16 protein-coding genes are annotated in these 16,149 nt (G+C 57.8%); 2 read left to right on the top strand and 14 right to left on the bottom strand.

Features of this window, described 5'->3' with window-relative positions; translation table 11 throughout:
- Positions 1 to 400 precede the first annotated feature (400 nt).
- Positions 401 to 2,359, bottom strand: coding sequence for an acetate--CoA ligase (acs, locus tag BM320_RS11000; protein ID WP_090199887.1), 1,959 nt, complete (start codon positions 2,357 to 2,359; stop codon positions 401 to 403).
- 242 nt (positions 2,360 to 2,601) lie between these two features.
- Between acs and BM320_RS11005 the strand changes: the two genes are divergently transcribed.
- A complete protein-coding gene (locus tag BM320_RS11005; protein WP_090199889.1) occupies positions 2,602 to 3,294 on the top strand; it encodes a hypothetical protein in 693 nt (230 codons plus the stop codon).
- Here the strand turns inward: BM320_RS11005 and ureG are convergent.
- The 11 genes from ureG to BM320_RS11060 all read right to left on the bottom strand — a co-directional run bounded on the left by ureG (position 3,263) and on the right by BM320_RS11060 (position 13,476).
- A complete protein-coding gene (ureG, locus tag BM320_RS11010) occupies positions 3,263 to 3,871 on the bottom strand; it encodes an urease accessory protein UreG (protein WP_090199891.1) in 609 nt (202 codons plus the stop codon). The two genes, BM320_RS11005 and ureG, sit on opposite strands and share 32 nt — an antisense overlap.
- Positions 3,872 to 3,885: 14 nt before the next feature.
- Positions 3,886 to 4,521 (bottom strand): urease accessory protein UreF, encoded by a 636-nt coding sequence (locus BM320_RS11015; RefSeq protein ID WP_090199893.1) that lies wholly within the window; start codon positions 4,519 to 4,521, stop codon positions 3,886 to 3,888.
- Positions 4,511 to 4,969, bottom strand: a complete 459-nt coding sequence (locus BM320_RS11020) for an urease accessory protein UreE (RefSeq protein WP_090199895.1) — start codon at positions 4,967 to 4,969, stop codon at positions 4,511 to 4,513. Before BM320_RS11020 ends, BM320_RS11015 begins: the two co-directional genes overlap by 11 nt.
- Entirely contained in the window at positions 4,970 to 5,563 is a 594-nt protein-coding gene (locus BM320_RS11025; protein WP_131802387.1) for a hypothetical protein, read from the bottom strand.
- 66 nt (positions 5,564 to 5,629) lie between these two features.
- Positions 5,630 to 7,354, bottom strand: a complete 1,725-nt coding sequence (ureC, locus tag BM320_RS11030; protein ID WP_090199899.1) for an urease subunit alpha — start codon at positions 7,352 to 7,354, stop codon at positions 5,630 to 5,632.
- Position 7,355: 1 nt separating this feature from the next.
- Positions 7,356 to 7,661 (bottom strand): urease subunit beta, encoded by a 306-nt coding sequence (locus tag BM320_RS11035; RefSeq protein WP_090199901.1) that lies wholly within the window; start codon positions 7,659 to 7,661, stop codon positions 7,356 to 7,358.
- A 42-nt stretch (positions 7,662 to 7,703) separates the two neighbouring features.
- The gene (locus tag BM320_RS11040; RefSeq protein WP_090199903.1) at positions 7,704 to 8,006 is read right to left on the bottom strand and encodes an urease subunit gamma; all 303 of its coding nucleotides are present in this window, start codon (positions 8,004 to 8,006) and stop codon (positions 7,704 to 7,706) included.
- 3 nt (positions 8,007 to 8,009) lie between these two features.
- Entirely contained in the window at positions 8,010 to 8,861 is an 852-nt protein-coding gene (locus tag BM320_RS11045; protein ID WP_242650999.1) for an urease accessory protein UreD, read from the bottom strand.
- Between the two features lie 180 nt (positions 8,862 to 9,041).
- A complete protein-coding gene (locus tag BM320_RS11050; protein ID WP_090200594.1) occupies positions 9,042 to 11,327 on the bottom strand; it encodes a glycosyl hydrolase family 28-related protein in 2,286 nt (761 codons plus the stop codon).
- Positions 11,328 to 11,448: 121 nt separating this feature from the next.
- Positions 11,449 to 11,853 carry a DUF4864 domain-containing protein gene (locus tag BM320_RS11055; protein ID WP_090199905.1) on the bottom strand — a complete coding sequence of 135 codons (405 nt, stop codon included), beginning with the start codon at positions 11,851 to 11,853 and terminating at the stop codon, positions 11,449 to 11,451.
- A gap of 57 nt (positions 11,854 to 11,910) precedes the next feature.
- Positions 11,911 to 13,476 carry a lysine--tRNA ligase gene (locus BM320_RS11060; RefSeq protein WP_090199907.1) on the bottom strand — a complete coding sequence of 522 codons (1,566 nt, stop codon included), beginning with the start codon at positions 13,474 to 13,476 and terminating at the stop codon, positions 11,911 to 11,913.
- Positions 13,477 to 13,584: 108 nt separating this feature from the next.
- Here BM320_RS11060 and BM320_RS11065 point away from each other — a divergent pair, with 108 nt between their 5' ends.
- Positions 13,585 to 14,004, top strand: coding sequence for a tellurite resistance TerB family protein (locus BM320_RS11065; protein WP_090199909.1), 420 nt, complete (start codon positions 13,585 to 13,587; stop codon positions 14,002 to 14,004).
- 3 nt (positions 14,005 to 14,007) lie between these two features.
- On the opposite strand, the gene dacB is transcribed toward BM320_RS11065, so the two are convergent.
- Both dacB and BM320_RS11075 read right to left on the bottom strand, forming a co-directional pair.
- A complete protein-coding gene (dacB, locus tag BM320_RS11070; protein WP_242651000.1) occupies positions 14,008 to 15,468 on the bottom strand; it encodes a D-alanyl-D-alanine carboxypeptidase/D-alanyl-D-alanine endopeptidase in 1,461 nt (486 codons plus the stop codon).
- Positions 15,468 to 16,061 (bottom strand): nicotinate-nucleotide adenylyltransferase, encoded by a 594-nt coding sequence (locus BM320_RS11075; protein ID WP_090199913.1) that lies wholly within the window; start codon positions 16,059 to 16,061, stop codon positions 15,468 to 15,470. Before BM320_RS11075 ends, dacB begins: the two co-directional genes overlap by 1 nt.
- Positions 16,062 to 16,149 lie beyond the last annotated feature (88 nt).

Consider the following 16,149-nt stretch of genomic DNA (forward strand, 5'->3'; position numbering starts at 1 on the left):
CAACAATTTGAGGCTCGCAGCAATGTCAGCGCGGCACAAGGCTTTAGTGCGGTTCTTGAGAGCAAGTAGCCTGCAAGAAGCGCTATTAAGGGAATACCAGTCCCAGCGCGTGACCGGTTTGTGTCTAAACTGCGAAGATGAATTCACCCGCAGTTACTAGCCGGACATACATAACTTAGCAGCATGCGTCACTTCGGCCCCACAGCAGACATTCACAACACCCCCATACGCCCGCCCCGTTAACCCGCGCAATCCGGCCAATTTGCCCGACGCAAGTCCGACGTTTTGCCGACGCGCTGCCGATCACAAAAATCACCCAAAACACCAGCATTTACACATAATTCGCCAAAAAGGCCGCGCTGGGTGTTGCGCGGCCTTTCAATTGCATCGGACGGGTGGGTTAGCCCTTGTTCATCCGGTTCTCGATCAGGTCATCGACCACTGACGGATCGGCCAGTGTGGATATATCGCCCAGCGCGCCGAAATCATTTTCGGCGATCTTGCGCAGGATGCGGCGCATGATCTTGCCAGAGCGCGTTTTCGGCAGGCCTGGCGCCCATTGGATCAGGTCAGGCTTGGCGATCGGGCCGATCTCGGCGCGCACCCAGACTTCCAACTCCTTGCGCAGCGCGTCCGTCGGTTCTTCGCCCGACATCAAAGTGACATAGGCATAGATCCCCTGCCCCTTGATCGCATGCGGATAGCCAACGACGGCGGCTTCGGCGACTTTGGCATGGGCGACAAGCGCGCTTTCGACCTCGGCAGTACCCATCCGGTGGCCAGAGACGTTGATCACATCATCAACGCGGCCGGTGATCCAGTAATAGCCGTCTTCGTCGCGCTTACAGCCGTCACCGGTGAAATAGTAGCCTTTGTAATCCGCGAAATAGGTCTTTTCGAACCGTTCATGATCGCCCCAAACGGTGCGCATCTGGGCAGGCCAGCTGTCTTTAATGCACAGCACACCTTCGGCGGCGGTGTCCGTGATTTCTTCGCCGGACGTTGGCTCTAGGATCACTGGCTGCACGCCAAAGAAGGGCACGGTCGCAGATCCCGGTTTGGTCGCCGTAGCACCTGGCAGCGGTGTTAGCAAATGCCCGCCAGTTTCAGTCTGCCACCATGTGTCAACGATCGGCACAACACCTTTGCCGACAACATCATTGTACCAGTTCCATGCTTCGGGGTTGATCGGCTCGCCCACGGTGCCCAGCACCTTCAGATCGGACAGGTCGTATTTTTCAACAAATTCTGTGCCTTGGCCCATCAACGCGCGGATCGCGGTGGGGGCAGTGTAGAACTGGTTCACCTTGTGCTTTTCGCAAACCTGCCAGAACCGGCCCGCGTCTGGGTAGGTTGGCACGCCTTCAAACATCACCGTGGTCGCGCCATTGGCCAGCGGCCCATAGACGATATAGCTGTGGCCCGTGACCCAGCCCACATCCGCCGTGCACCAGAACACATCGCCGTCATGGTAATCGAACGTGTATTGGTGGGTCATCGAGGCATAGACAAGATAGCCGCCAGTGGAATGCACGACCCCCTTGGGCTGACCGGTAGAGCCGGAAGTGTACAGGATGAACAGCGGGTCTTCGGCATTGATTTCGGCAGGCGGGCAATCATCGCCGACCTTTTCTTCCATTTCGTGCAGCCAGTAATCGCCCTCGGGGCGCCACGCGATCTGCTGGCCGGTGCGTTTCACTACCAGACATTTCACCAGATCGAAATCATGCAAGAGCGCTTGGTTCACGCTGTCCTTGAGGTTGGTCACACGGCCACCGCGCGGCGCACCGTCAGAGGTGATCACGACCTTGGCGTCACAGGCATTGACCCGCGCGCCCAAAGCTTCGGCAGAGAAGCCCGCAAAGACGATCGAATGGATCGCGCCGATCCGCGCACAGGCCAGCATCGCATAGGCGGCCTCGGGGATCATTGGCAGATACAGCACAACGCGGTCGCCTTTGGTGACGCCCATTTCTTTCAGCACGTTTGCCATTTTGCAGGTGCGCGCGTGCAGTTCACGATATGTAATATGCAGTGCTTCATCATCGGGGCTGTCGGGTTCCCAGATGATAGCGGTTTGGTCGCCACGGGTTTCAAGATGGCGGTCGATACAGTTTGCAGCGACGTTCAGCGTGCCGTCTTCGAACCATTTGATGTCAATATTGCCGGGTTCAAAGCTCGTATTCTTAACTTTGGTGAAAGGTTTGATCCAGTCTACACGTTTACCGTGTTCGGCCCAAAAACCTTCGGGATCGGAAATTGATTGCGCATACATCGCATCATATGTCGCCTTGTCCGCATGTGCGTTGGCGGCCATTTGCGCTGATGGCGGATACATCTTTGATGTTTGATCGGTCATGGTATCTCCCCCCGAGTGACGTGTCTTTTGGCCCAAGCGCTACGCGCGGACCCCTCCGCCGCACATCATGATCACAATGGCTGCGAATCCAAGACATCTCGCTGGTTGTGGGCGCAATTTGTCAATCTTAACACCCGCAAGGCGCGAGTTTTGTAATTTTCTTAACAAACCCTTCGGAGCGCGCAAGTCTTAACAAGAAATTAACCATCCCACCGCAAGCTCGCCCCATCAAAAGGTGCCCCATGCGTTACATTGTTCCGACCGTATTCTTCGCGCTTTGCGCTTGCGCTGCACAGGCCGGACCATGGCCGCGCGAAAAGGGCGTGGTCTTCACGGCATTCGGAGGCAATTTTCTGTTGTCAGAAGGCGCGCAGCTGCCGGTCAATTACGACCCGACATTCTACGGCGAATACGGGCTGAACGGGACTGTCACGTTTGGCGTCGACTATCACACAGCCGACCTCGGGCGCATTCAGGCGGCTGTATTCTTTGCCAGTTTTCCATTGGGCGAACCGGTCGGACCCGATGTTTTTTCAGCGCAGATCGGGCTGGGTGCGCGCATGGACCCGCTGAACCCCGTTGAACATTTGCTGCGCGGCGGCGTCTCTTGGGGGCGTGGGCTGGACAGCGGCTGGATGGCCATAGATGCCAGCGCGACCTATGGCGATATTGATCAGCTTTGGCGGCCCAAGGCGGATTTCACATGGGGGCATCACCTAAACGATCGTTGGAGCGTGATGGCGCAGCTACAAACGGGACAAGGCTATGATGATGACACCTATGCCAAGGTAAATCCGGCGGTGATTTTCCACATCAACGACCGCTATTCGGTCAGCATTGGCGCGGTGCATGCGTTGACAGGTGATCGCGGATCAGCGCTTAAGCTTGACTTGTGGACGACCGCTACAATCCCCCGATTTCACGCAACAGAGTAATCACTTCATCCACGCCCTTGCCATGCCGCAGACTTGCAAACACAACCGGCAGACCGCCACGCATGCGCGCCGCGTCGCGCGCCATCACATCAAGCGAGGCGCCAACATGGGGGGCCAGATCGGTTTTGTTGATCACCAGAATATCCGACCGCGTGATCGCAGGGCCACCCTTGCGCGGGATTTCTTCACCTGCGGCCACGTCGATCACATAGATCGTCACATCGGCCAGTTCGGGGCTGAAGGTCGCTGACAGATTATCGCCACCACTTTCGATCAGCACCAGTTCAAGATCATCGTGGCGGCTGCGCATTTCGGCAATAGCGGCAAGGTTAATCGACGCATCCTCGCGGATCGCCGTATGCGGACAGCCGCCCGTTTCGACACCCATCACCCGATCAGCGGGCAGGATTTGCATCCGCATCAGGGCTTCGGCGTCTTCTTGGGTGTAAATGTCATTGGTAATGACCCCGAGGCTGAGCTGATCCTTCAGCGCCTTGGCAAGCGCTGCGGTCAGCGTGGTTTTTCCGGCGCCTACAGGCCCGCCAATTCCAACGCGCAATGGTCCATGCGGTGACATCTTACTGTTCCTTCTTATGACCGGAAAATTCGGGGGGATTGGGTTTCATGCTGCATCGAGGCAATATCAATAGCAAAGCCGGATGATCCGATATCAGCCAGATCAGACAGGGCCGCGCGCGCGCCAATGTCGCGGCACATCGGCGCAAGGGCCGCAAGAATGCGCTGCCCTTCAGTTTGGCCCAGTGGCATCAGCCGTTGCGCGGCCTGCACCAGATTGCTGGCAAAGCATTGCAACCAGACCTGCGCAACCTGTGTCGCAGGCAGCCCCATCAGCCCCGCCGCGCGCCCGACCGCCACCGGATAGGCCATATCAGGCAGATCCAGCCCCCAGACCGCGCGGGTCGTCGCAGCAAAAGCAGCCCCTTGCTGCATGGTTTCCATCCGGCGTTCAGCAGACGGGGCAAGCACCGCAGCAAGATCTGCAACCTCGGACACATCCTGCGCCCCATGCGCCACGCACAAAAGGATCGCATCCGAACGCCCCGCGCCGTGCGTCAGCACATCTGACAGCCAATTTTGCAGGCTTTGGCTATCGCTGACATCACCGCGCTGCACGGCCCGTTCCAACCCGTGCGACCATGCAAAGGCCCCCACCGGATAGGCAGGCGAAAGCCATTGCGTCAATGTCAGCAAGTGGTCAATGTGCATGGGAATGGCCGTGGTCGTGGCCCATCGTGCGCCCGTGGCCGTAAGCCCCGCCTTCGGGGGTGAATGGCCCGTCAAAATCGGAGACCGTCGCGCCCAGCTGTTCCAGCATCGCGCGCATCACCTTTTCACGCTGCACGACCAGTGCATCTGCCATGATCGCGCAGGGCGCATGACGGTTGCCGATATGCCACGCAAGCCGCACCAGATCACCCCTGATCCGCATCAATGGCTCATCCGCGGCGGCAACCGCAATTTCGCGCCCGTCATCAAGCACAAACACATGCCCCGCATCGACCGAAGTCGTCTGTGCCAGATCGACCAGAAACGGATCACCCGCGTCTGTCACCAATCGCTTGCGCCGCAAAAGCCGCGCGTCATAGGTCAGGCTGACCGTCCCTGCGACAGGGCCATGCGCATGGGCATGGGTGTGATGGGCCTTGGCTGTCATTTACTTTCCGACCTTTGAAATACCCGTAACCGCATAGGTATCAGGCGTGTCCATATCACCGCTAAGATAGCTGGCCAGATAGCCGAACCCCAAAGCCGGCAGATAGTGGATACCTTCTTGGTAAGGGATACCATCACCCGCAGAATCCAGCTGCCCTGCGATCACATCATAGGTGCAACCGCCGATATCCATCTGTTCCAGCGCACCCCAGCGCGCGACGATTTTGTCGTCATAAGAACCGATACTATCGGTCACCACCATTCGGCCCCGAAACACGGCATCCGGTGTCGGGATCGGCAATGCGTCGGTAGGGATGTTCAATGCATAGATCGCTTGGGTTTCGGGGACAATCTGGCCACCTTCCAGGTCTGCAAACTCAAGCAGATAGACCCCCTGCCCCAGAAGCGCGCGCGACACATAGCCGTCCGAATAGGTGCTGAGCAACTCGACCTCGCCCGTTGGCAAACGTGTATAGGTTTCGGACACATCCGGCCCCATCTGCAAGGTGATTCCGTTCGTCAGATCAGCCGCAACAGGGCAATTTGCAAAAGCAGGCCCTGCGCAGGCAACAAGACACATGATTGATCTTAACATCGTTTTCTCCCTTGGTTTTGCCCCAGCCTAGCGCATTTTTTTTGCAAATGCGCCAGACAACACCAATCAGAACAAGAAATACCGCTGCGCCATTGGCAATTCTTTTGCGGGCTCACACGTCAGCAATACACCGTCGGCGCGCACCTCATAGGTTTCGGGGTTCACTTCCATATGGGGCATCGCATCGTTCAGCTTCAGATCTTTCTTGCCGATATTGCGGGTGTTGCTGACAGGCAGCGTCTGCTTGGCCAGTCCCAACTTGTCGCGCAAGCCATCATCTTGGGCCGCAGCACTGACAAATGTCACTGCCGAATTTTCAACAGACCGCCCATAAGCGCCAAACATCGGGCGCGAATAGACAGGTTGCGGCGTCGGAATGGACGCATTCGGATCACCCATTTGCGCGGCCACAATTGTGCCACCCATCAAGATCATTTCGGGTTTTACGCCAAAGAACGCGGGGTTCCACAGCACCAGATCGGCGCGTTTGCCTTCTGCGATCGACCCGACATGCGCCGAAATCCCATGCGCAATGGCCGGATTGATTGTGTATTTCGCGATATAGCGGCGCACGCGCATATTGTCGTTATCGCCGGTCTCTTCGGGCAGGCTGCCGCGCTGTTTTTTCATTTTATCAGCGGTTTGCCACGTGCGAATCAGCACTTCGCCAACGCGGCCCATCGCCTGACTGTCAGAGGCAATAATCGAAAACGCGCCCATATCATGCAAGATATCTTCGGCGGCAATCGTTTCACGGCGGATGCGGCTTTCGGCAAAGGCCACATCTTCGGGGATGGATTTATCAAGGTGATGACAGACCATCAGCATATCCAGATGCTCGTCCACCGTGTTCACCGTAAACGGCCGTGTCGGATTGGTCGAAGACGGCAAAACATGCGCCTCGCCACAAATCTTGATGATGTCTGGCGCATGGCCGCCGCCCGCTCCTTCGGTATGAAAGGCGTGGATGGTGCGGCCCTTCATGGCGCCGACCGTGTTTTCCACAAAACCGGATTCGTTCAGCGTATCGGTGTGGATCATCACCTGCACGTCCATTGCATCCGCGACAGACAGGCAATTATCAATCGCCGCAGGGGTTGTGCCCCAGTCCTCGTGCAGCTTCAGGCAGGACGCGCCGCCCAGAACCTGTTCTTCGAGCGCCGCAGTAAGCGACGCGTTCCCCTTGCCTGCAAAGGCAAGGTTCATCGGAAACGCATCCGCCGCCTGCATCATCCGGCCAATGTGCCAAGGGCCTGGCGTACAGGTTGTGGCCAGCGTGCCATGCGCAGGGCCGGTACCGCCACCGATCATAGTGGTCAGGCCGGAATGCAACGCATCCTCAATCTGCTGCGGACAAATAAAATGGATATGGCTGTCAATGCCGCCAGCCGTCAGAATGCGGCCTTCTCCCGCAATCGCCTCGGTGCCAGGCCCCACAATAATATTCACACCAGGTTGGGTGTCAGGGTTTCCCGCCTTGCCAATCTTGACAATACGCCCGTCTTTCAGGCCCACATCCGCCTTGATAATGCCCGACCAGTCAACAATCAGCGCGTTGGTGATGACAGTATCAACCGCCCCTTGCGCACGGGTGGCCTGCGATTGACCCATCCCGTCGCGGATCACCTTGCCGCCGCCGAACTTGACCTCTTCACCATAGCCGCCCGCAACTTCAACGGTCAGGTCACGCTCGACCTCGATCATCAGATCCGTATCCGCAAGCCGGACCTTATCGCCCACTGTGGGGCCAAACATCGCCGCATAATCGCGGCGTGAAATTACTGCTGGCATCTTAAAGATCCCCCATCACTTTGGCATTAAATCCAAACACGCGGCGCGCGCCCGACAACGGAATCAAAGACACTTCTCGCCGCTGTCCCGGCTCAAATCGCACCGCCGTGCCCGCCGCAATATCAAGCCGCAGCCCATGCGCCGCCTTGCGGTCAAACGCAAGCGCAGGATTCGTCTCCGCAAAATGGAAATGCGACCCGACCTGCACGGGGCGATCACCGGTATTGGCAACTTCCATCACCACAGCCGTGGCCCCCGCATTCAACACAATATCGCCGTCAGCGACGATCAATTCACCGGGTTTCATGGCGCAATCCCCCTCATCATCTTGCTATAAATACTCGAAAAATCAACGGATCGGGTCATGCACTGTCACCAGTTTTGTACCGTCCGGAAAAGTGGCTTCGACCTGCACTTCTTGGATCATCTCGGCAATGCCATCCATGACATCATCGCGGGTGATCACCTGCGCACCCGCCTGCATCATATCCGCGACGGACCGGCCGTCGCGCGCACCCTCAACCACGGCATCCGTGATCAGCGCAATGGCTTCGGGATAGTTCAGCTTAACACCGCGCGCACGGCGTTTGCGCGCAACCTCGGCGGCCATGGCGATCAAAAGCTTGTCTTTTTCTCGGGGGGTCAATTGCATGGGTCATAGTCTCCAGACACGGGGGATCGGCGCGGTTGAGAGCGCCTCGACAACAGGGATGAGCATGCGGCGCAGTGCAAAACCGTCAGCAGCGAGAAACCGCACCAACAGCAAATCATCGGCAATCAGGCTTGCGCCACAGGTTTCAGGTAAATGCAGCTTTCCAACGCAAGCCTGCGCCGCAGGCCCCGCCAGCAAAACGGTCGCCATCGCGCCCGCGCCGCCGGCAATTGCGGGGCGCTCTAGCTGGCGTTTGGCATCGCCAATCAACCGCACAGCATCCGCAAAAACCAACCTGTCGTCGCGCCAGACGCGCCATTGATCGGTGAAATGCAGATTGCGGACATCTTCGCCCATCGCGGGGCGACCAAAGATCACGGGTTCAACAATCAAGGCGGTTGCATCATCTGCCAGCCGGACATGCATCTGGCGGTCGATTGCCGCGCTTTCAAACAGGATGGTTTCCTGCGGGATCCAGTCAATCCGGCCCCCGGCACCGACAGTCAAATTGACCTGCGCCTGCGCGACCTGCCCGGGGTGCGCGCGGTAGCCGCGTTCAGCAGCCTGCGACGACAAGGTCACATGCGCGCCCGCTTGGGCCGTTACATCTATACGCATATTATCGCCACCGGTCAGCCCGCCGGCGGTATTCAGAAACACCGCATCCAGCGCATCACCACGCACCCGCGGGAACAGCGCCTTAAGCGATCCTTCCTGCCGCAAATCGGCAATCACCGACTGCGCCCCGCGCCGCTTGGCGCTTAGGGCCAACACGCCTTGTGCGCGCGGGCCCGTGGGCACGGCGTCGGCTGTGGCAATTTGGGCGGCGTAGGTAATGGGCTGGCCTCTGGGCATGGGTTTCCAATTGGTAAATTGCCCAAAAACCAAGCGAAGAGGCCAGCAAACACGCGCCCGCGCGCGCCCCAAGCGTTGCATTCGCAGGGGCGCGCACAAAATATGTGCTCATATTTTGGCATCGCACAATAATTCATCCAAATTGAAATCCGCCGCCTTTCAACGCGCAAACACCGCAGATTATGGCTTGTCCATCCGGACCTGATAGCGGATTTTTCCCTTAACGGCGGTCCCCCAGTTCAGATGCACGCTGCGGTTATCTGCACCTTGCGCGCCTTCGGCCCATGGCATTTCGTGAATGCGGTTGCCCGCCGCATTGGTGATCGCACCATCGGGCAGAACGCTATCGACAAACAGCGCGTGCCCTTCAAACGGGAGCGCAACACCGGTGTCGATCACCCAAGTCAGCGCTGTCGTGGCTTGGTCATGGGTCAATGTCACGGGGTTCGCGACGGATTCATTGACATTATGGAACGTATTGCCCCGAAATTCGAGCCCGCGCGTCCGCGTATAATCCAGATCGGCAAATGTCGTATCCACCCGTTCGACCCGATCCATCTGTCCGTTGGACGACCGGAACACGTTCCCCAGCACCGCAAACCCGTTGATATAATGACCAGGCCCGTAAGGTTTGATCACAATGAAATTCGCCCAAGAGGCCACATCACTATTCAGGAAAATATTGCCCGTAATGGTCAACCCGCCAAATGAAAACTGCGTCCCCAGTGCCGGATCGCTGCTGTGTTCATTGGTCCATTCGATAAAATTATTGTCACAGTAATTACCCGTAAAGATGGTTTTAGGATTGGGGGTTGTGATCACCACCCCGCCCTTGCGCACGCCCAAAATCTCGTCGTCGCCGTGGAACCAATGGTTGGCGGTAATCAGCGTACCCGACCCCGACAGCACGCAAAAGTGCTTGAACCGGTTCACGCGGTTATCGCGGATTTTTACGTCATTGGCGTTGGCATTGAACCCGATGCTGACACGCGCCGAAACCGGCACGGATTGCTCGTCGGAAATAAATTGGCAGCGGTCGATCATCATCCCCTGACAGCCGCGGCCGGGCGACGACAGCCCGCGATCTTTGGGTTTGTTCACAAAGCAATCGCGCAGATGGAACGTCAGCCCGTCGGGCGCAAGCATAATCCCGCTGGCAATGCCGCTGCCCTGAAATTCGATATCATCAATCACGAACTGGCTCAGCTTATTGTAGCCCGAAAAATCAAGCAGGTATTTGTAACGGGTAAAGGTAAAGCTCTGCGTGCCTTCGGCGTCATAAAGCGGCGCGCTGAGTTCGAGCGTCTGCGCGCCCGTATCAACCGACCGCACATAAATTTCGCGCCCCACCCCGTTGCCGGTAACCAGAGAACCCACAGGAATATTTGCGATATTGACCACATTGGTCAGCACCAGTTCATTTGCTGCGGCATAAGTCGCGGTGGATGTGAAAACTTCGGTATCCCACGCGGCCCCTGCGACAGGCTGGAACTGTCCGTTGCGGATCACGCGGCGGGTGGCATATTCGGTCCGCGTCGGATCGCAGGCTTGCATATCGACGGGTGCCGTCAGCGCCACCCTTCGCCCGCAAAGATCAAGCGATTCATGATCGGCAAAATTAATCAGCGCCTGAAACGCCTTTTTAAACGCCAGTTCTTCGTCTTTGAACGCATCCAGATAGGCATCATAATTATAGCCGCACTGCATGATAAAGCGGTAGGTCGCATCCTGCACGATTCGGCCTTCGAATTTGACATGGTTTTCCATTGTTACGCTGTTTTGCAGCAGATAATCCCCCGGCGGCACCATCACCGTGCGCCCGCCTGCTGCGGCATCTGCCGCCTCGAACGCAGCGCTGTCATCGGTCAGACCGTCACCCTTTGCGCCGTAATCCAAGACATCCACAATCGCCAGCAGATCGCGGGTAAACACCGCGCTGACATCCTCAATCTGGATATCGTCAACGCGCACAACCCCGCCTGTCGGTCCGGTCAGATCAATTCCCAGATGGCCGTAATCCGCCCCCGTCCAAAGCATATCAACGCCCGTGCGGTCGCCCGTGCCGATGATGGCGGTGATTTCGACGACTTCGCCGTAGGTTGTCAGTTGTACGGATGGGCCAAAGGCGGGCAGGCCCGGCGCAGGCGCGCCGCCCGTCAGCCCCGCCCAGCCCGATACGCGCACGGCAGGCAGCGGGCCGGAAATCGCTTTGACCTTTGCGGTGACACGCAGATAACAACCCGGCAGAATGGGCGTTTCGGTCATATAGCGCACATGCGCGGTTGGGTCGATTTTCAGCACCTCAAGACAGCCCGCAAAATCCGCGTCCGCCGCCACATATACGCCCGACCCGCTGATTGCATAGGTGTCGGACCCCGGTGTGCCGTCGCCGCTTGACCAGATGCCAAGCCCCGCCGAGAACGGTAGCGGCTGAAATACAATTCCGTCTGTGATCGCTTTATTCATGGGAAAACCTTCTTTCGCAGCGCGTGCAATTTGGTCCCGCGTCATGCGGCACCGCTGCAAAAGAGGTAGGTGAAATTGCTAAAGCGCCCCTAACACCACCGTCACGGTGGGGCGCGCAACGCTAGGCGCCAAGGTCAGATTGGGGCAAGACCTGTACCGCCGTAATCTGCCATTGGCCGCCGTTTAAGGCCAGTTCATACAGCATGATGTGACCGCGCCCTGCGGCATCGCGGATCATCACCTTTTGCCACAAGCCACCCCCAACAACGCCCTGATCCAAGAACACTGCATCCGCGTTGTCCCAAACCATCGGATAGCCGCGTTCAACCATTATGCCAAAGGCATCAGGGTCGCCAAAAAATTCCTTGACGTTAGGTGCTGCAAATTCCCATGCACGCGCAATATCGCGGTCGCGAAACGCCTCTAGTTGATTTATGATCGTGTCTTCATGGGCGCGCGTGTCTTGCGCAAACGCGGGTAACGCTGCGACATAAAGCCCTATAATTATTGCCAAAAAATGTTTCATCCTCGCCTCCGGTTTCGTATCCTACATAGAAGATACGATCTGAACGCCAGAATGGTTTCATTTTGCCAGCTGTGCTTCGATCAGTTCAATCGTTTCCGCGACACCATAAAGCGCGATAAACCCGCCAAAACGCGGACCTTGGGATGCACCCAATAGCACCTCGTAAAGCGCTGTGAACCAGTCGCGCAGCGGATCAAATGCATGATCCTTGCCAACCGCAAAGACCATGGTTTGCAGGGCTTCGGCGTCCAGCCCGCCATCCCAGACCTTAAGCCGCGCAACCAGATCTTGCATCGCGGCACGTTCTTGATCGGTTGGTGCGCGGTAGACCTTGGTCGGTTTCACAAAATCATTGTAATAGCGCACGGCAAAGCCCGCCGCCTGATCCATCTGCGGGTTGTTTTCGGCGGATGCATCGGGCGCATAGCGCTGGATAAAGCCCCACAGCGTGTCCTTGTCTTCGGCCCCTGAAACCGACGCAAGGTTCAAGAGCATCGCAAATGGCACAACCATATCGGACGCGGGCACATCTTTGCCGTGAATATGGAACACCGGATTGTTCAGCTTGCCTTTGTCATCTTGGCCTTCAAACGCGCGCAATTGCTGGTGGTATTCGTCAACAGCCTTCGGGATCACGTCGAAATGCATCCGCTTGGCTGTTTTGGGTTTCAGATACATGAAATACGACAGGCTTTCGGTTGATGCATAGGTCAGCCATTCGTCGATTGTCAGCCCGTTGCCGGATGTTTTCGAAATCTTATGGCCGTCGGCGTCAAGGAACAATTCGTAGGTGAAATGTTCCGGCGCACGGCCGCCAAGCACCCGACAAATCCCGTCATAGATCGGGGTATTGGTCGCGTGATCCTTGCCGTACATTTCAAAATCAACATCAAGTGCCGCCCAACGCGCACCAAAATCAGGCTTCCATTGCAATTTACAGTTCCCGCCGGTGACAGGCACCGTAATATCTGTGCCGTCAACATCCGTGAATGTGATCATCCCGTCCTTGGTGACCTCTTTCATCGGCACATAAAGCACCTGCCCCGTAGTCGGGCTGATTGGCAAAAAGATCGAATAGGTCTGGCGGCGTTCTTCGCGCAACGATTTCAGCATAATCGCCATCACGTCATCGTATTTTTCAGCCGCTTTCAGTAGAATTTCGTCCATCTTACCGGATTGGTAATACGCGGTCGAGGACGCGAATTCATATTCAAAACCGAAGGTATCAAGGAAATTATTCAACCGCGCATTCATATGATCGCCAAAGCTGCCATGCGTGCCAAACGGGTCCGGCACGGCGGTCAGCGGCTTTTGCATGAAAGGTTCAAGCGCGGCGGGGTCCGGCACATTGCCCGGGATTTTGCGCATCCCGTCCATATCGTCCGAAAAGCACAGCAACTTCGTCGGTATGTCGGAAATCATTTCAAACGCGCGGCGCACCATGGTTGTGCGCCCGACCTCTCCGAAGGTGCCGATATGCGGCAGGCCTGAGGGGCCGTAACCCGTTTCAAACAGCACATAACCCTTTTCGGGGTCTTTCTTTTCATACCGTTTAAGCACACGGCGCGCCTCTTCAAAGGGCCAAGCCTTGGATGTCATTGCCGCGTCGCGCATATTGGTCATGATAGTTCTCACGTCTAAACGGCACCCCTATGGCACCGACTTTGCGCTCTCCCTATTGCGACAGCGCGTCTGCGTCAATAAATGGGTCACATAGATAAAGGAAACAGCATGAACGATGATGCCCCGCTGACCGCCCAAGACGCGCTTGCCGCGCTGATGATTGCCGTCTCTGCCTCGGATGAAAACATCCGCACGTCGGAATTGGTCAAGATCAGCAACGCGATCAACATGCTGCCCGTTTTCGCGGGCTACGACCCTGAACGCCTGCCGCGCATGTCGAAAATGGTGTTTGACCTGCTTGAACAGGAAGACGGGCTGGAAGCTCTGTTCGGCCTGATTCGCGATGCGCTGCCCGAACGGCTGTTTGAAACCGCCTATGCGCTGTCGTGCGATGTGGCCGCAGCTGACGGGCGGATCGAGGACCAAGAGGGCCGGATGCTTGAAGAGATTCGCGAGGAGCTATCGCTGGACCGTCTGCATGCCGCTGCGATTGAACGCGGTGCGCGCGCGCGCCACCTGACGATCTAGCCGCTAAAGCACCCAGTGCCGCAAGAGCCGGTGCTGCAAATTGCGCGCGATGCGGTTCCATTGCTGCGCGCCGGTGGGCGGCTCTGCGCCTTCAAGCTTGCCGCGTTCGCGCGCCGCCAGATCAGAGGCAAAAATCGTAAAGGCGCAGATGCGCCCGTCAGGTCTGCGTAAATATCCCGCCAGATTGGATACGAAATTCAGCGTCCCCGTTTTTGCCTGCACCGCACCCTGCGCTGCGACAATCGTATCGCCCTGCTGATCGCGCAGCGGAATTTCCTTCATCAGCGGGTGCAGGGTCGCGGGCACATCGGCGGAGGTCAGAAATTGCACCATCTCGGTAGGGGTCAGGCGCGATGCGTCGCCCAAGCCGGAGTGATCCGCAAACAGCGGCGTGATCCCGCCAGCGCGGCGTGTCGCCCAGCGCCCCATGCGCGCCGCGCTGGCACGCAGCCCCCATTTTTGGCCGGTCTGCGCAATCGTCGTTGCCAGCCCTGCCGCCTCGGCGGTGATGTTGGTCGAATAACGCATCATCGCGCGCATCATCTCTGGCAGGGCTTCGCTTTGGAATGCCGTCAATTTGGTCGCCCCTGCCGGAATCGCGGCAATTTCTTTGGGGGCTTTCAACCTGATCCCGTGGCTACGTGCGAAGGTCGCAAAGACCTCTCCGGCGTATAGCGCGGGGTGGCGCACCGGCAACCACCGCGACCCCGCATCATTCAGCGCGCTGCGCGCCACCGTCCACTGATCCGCCTGCCCAAGGTCGCGGTAGGTAAACACCGGATCATTGCGATCCGCGATTGTGATCCGCGATGTTGTCACCGCAGGGCGGTAGTTTTCGCTGCGCGCGTCCATAAAGGTCGCAAAGTCATCTGCCTCGCGTTTCCATTCAAAATGCACGCGGTTGAAATTTAGGTTCAGTCCGGTGATCGTCGGATTATAGCCGAGGTAATCCAGCTGGCTGTCGTCGATTTCGTCGAGATTTGTCAGCGCGTCATCCCAGACATGAAATTCGCCCGTCACCTGCGCGATGCCCGCTGCGCGCAGTTGCTGCGCAAGCGTGGCCAGTTGATCGGTCACAAGGTTCGGATCACCACCGCCCGCTAAAATCAAATCACCATCCAAAATCCCATCTAATACCGGACCATCTGCAAAAATAGCGGTCTCGAACTGGAATTGCGGCCCAAGATGTTCAAGCGCGTATAGTGCAGTAAATGCTTTGGTCACGCTGGCGGGTGGATGCCTGAAACCGGCGTCAAATGCGTCAATAACCTCGCCTGTCTGCGCATCGGCCAGCACGGCGCCCACTGCGCCGGTCACGCCCGATGTGGCGATCATCTGTGCCAGTGAATTGCCCGAAAACGGGCGCGCGACGGGGCGCAATGACATCATCGGCGCTTCGGCCCAAGCCGCGGTTGCGCTGCTGGCCACAGCCCCCAGCAACATGGCGCGCCGTGTCAGCCGCATCACCATCCGCCCCGCGCGCGGATTGCTGTCGATGATGCATCCGACATCGGCACATTCACAAATGACCAGACAGGCGCAGGCAGTCGCCCGATGATATGGCTGGCGCGGCTGGGCAGTTTCGCTTGCGCATAGACCTTTGCGGTTTTCGACATCCTTGCTGCGATCCGGTCACCGGGGCGCGCAATCACACCAATCGGCACATTGTCGATGATCCAGCGCCAATCCTGCCAAAGGTGGAACTGCGCCAGATTATCCGCCCCCATCAGCCAGACAAAGCGCACGCCCGCGTAGCGGCGCTGCAAAGCGCGCAGCGTTTGTGCGGTGTAACGGGTGCCTAGTTGCGCCTCGATCCCGGTCACCCGCACGCGCGGGTGCTGCATCATGGCGCGGCTGGCTTGGATACGTGCGCCCAGCGGCGCAGGCCCGTTAAGCTTGAGCGGATTGCCCGGGCTTACCAGCCACCAGACCTGATCCAGCCCGAACCGTTTCAGCGCGGCCTTGGTGATATGCACATGCCCCGCATGCGGCGGATCAAATGACCCCCCAAGCAGCCCGATCACTTGCCCCGGTTTTGCGGTTGGAAATCCGTCCACTGTTATTTCTCCGCTCAACCTTGGATCACAGGACAAAACACCATGCGCAAGGGCGCATATTTGCTTGTTTTAGACAGATTTTTCGCGG

Origin of the sequence: Yoonia tamlensis, from assembly GCF_900115105.1 — a bacterium.
GTDB classification, from domain to species: Bacteria; Pseudomonadota; Alphaproteobacteria; order Rhodobacterales; family Rhodobacteraceae; genus Yoonia; species Yoonia tamlensis.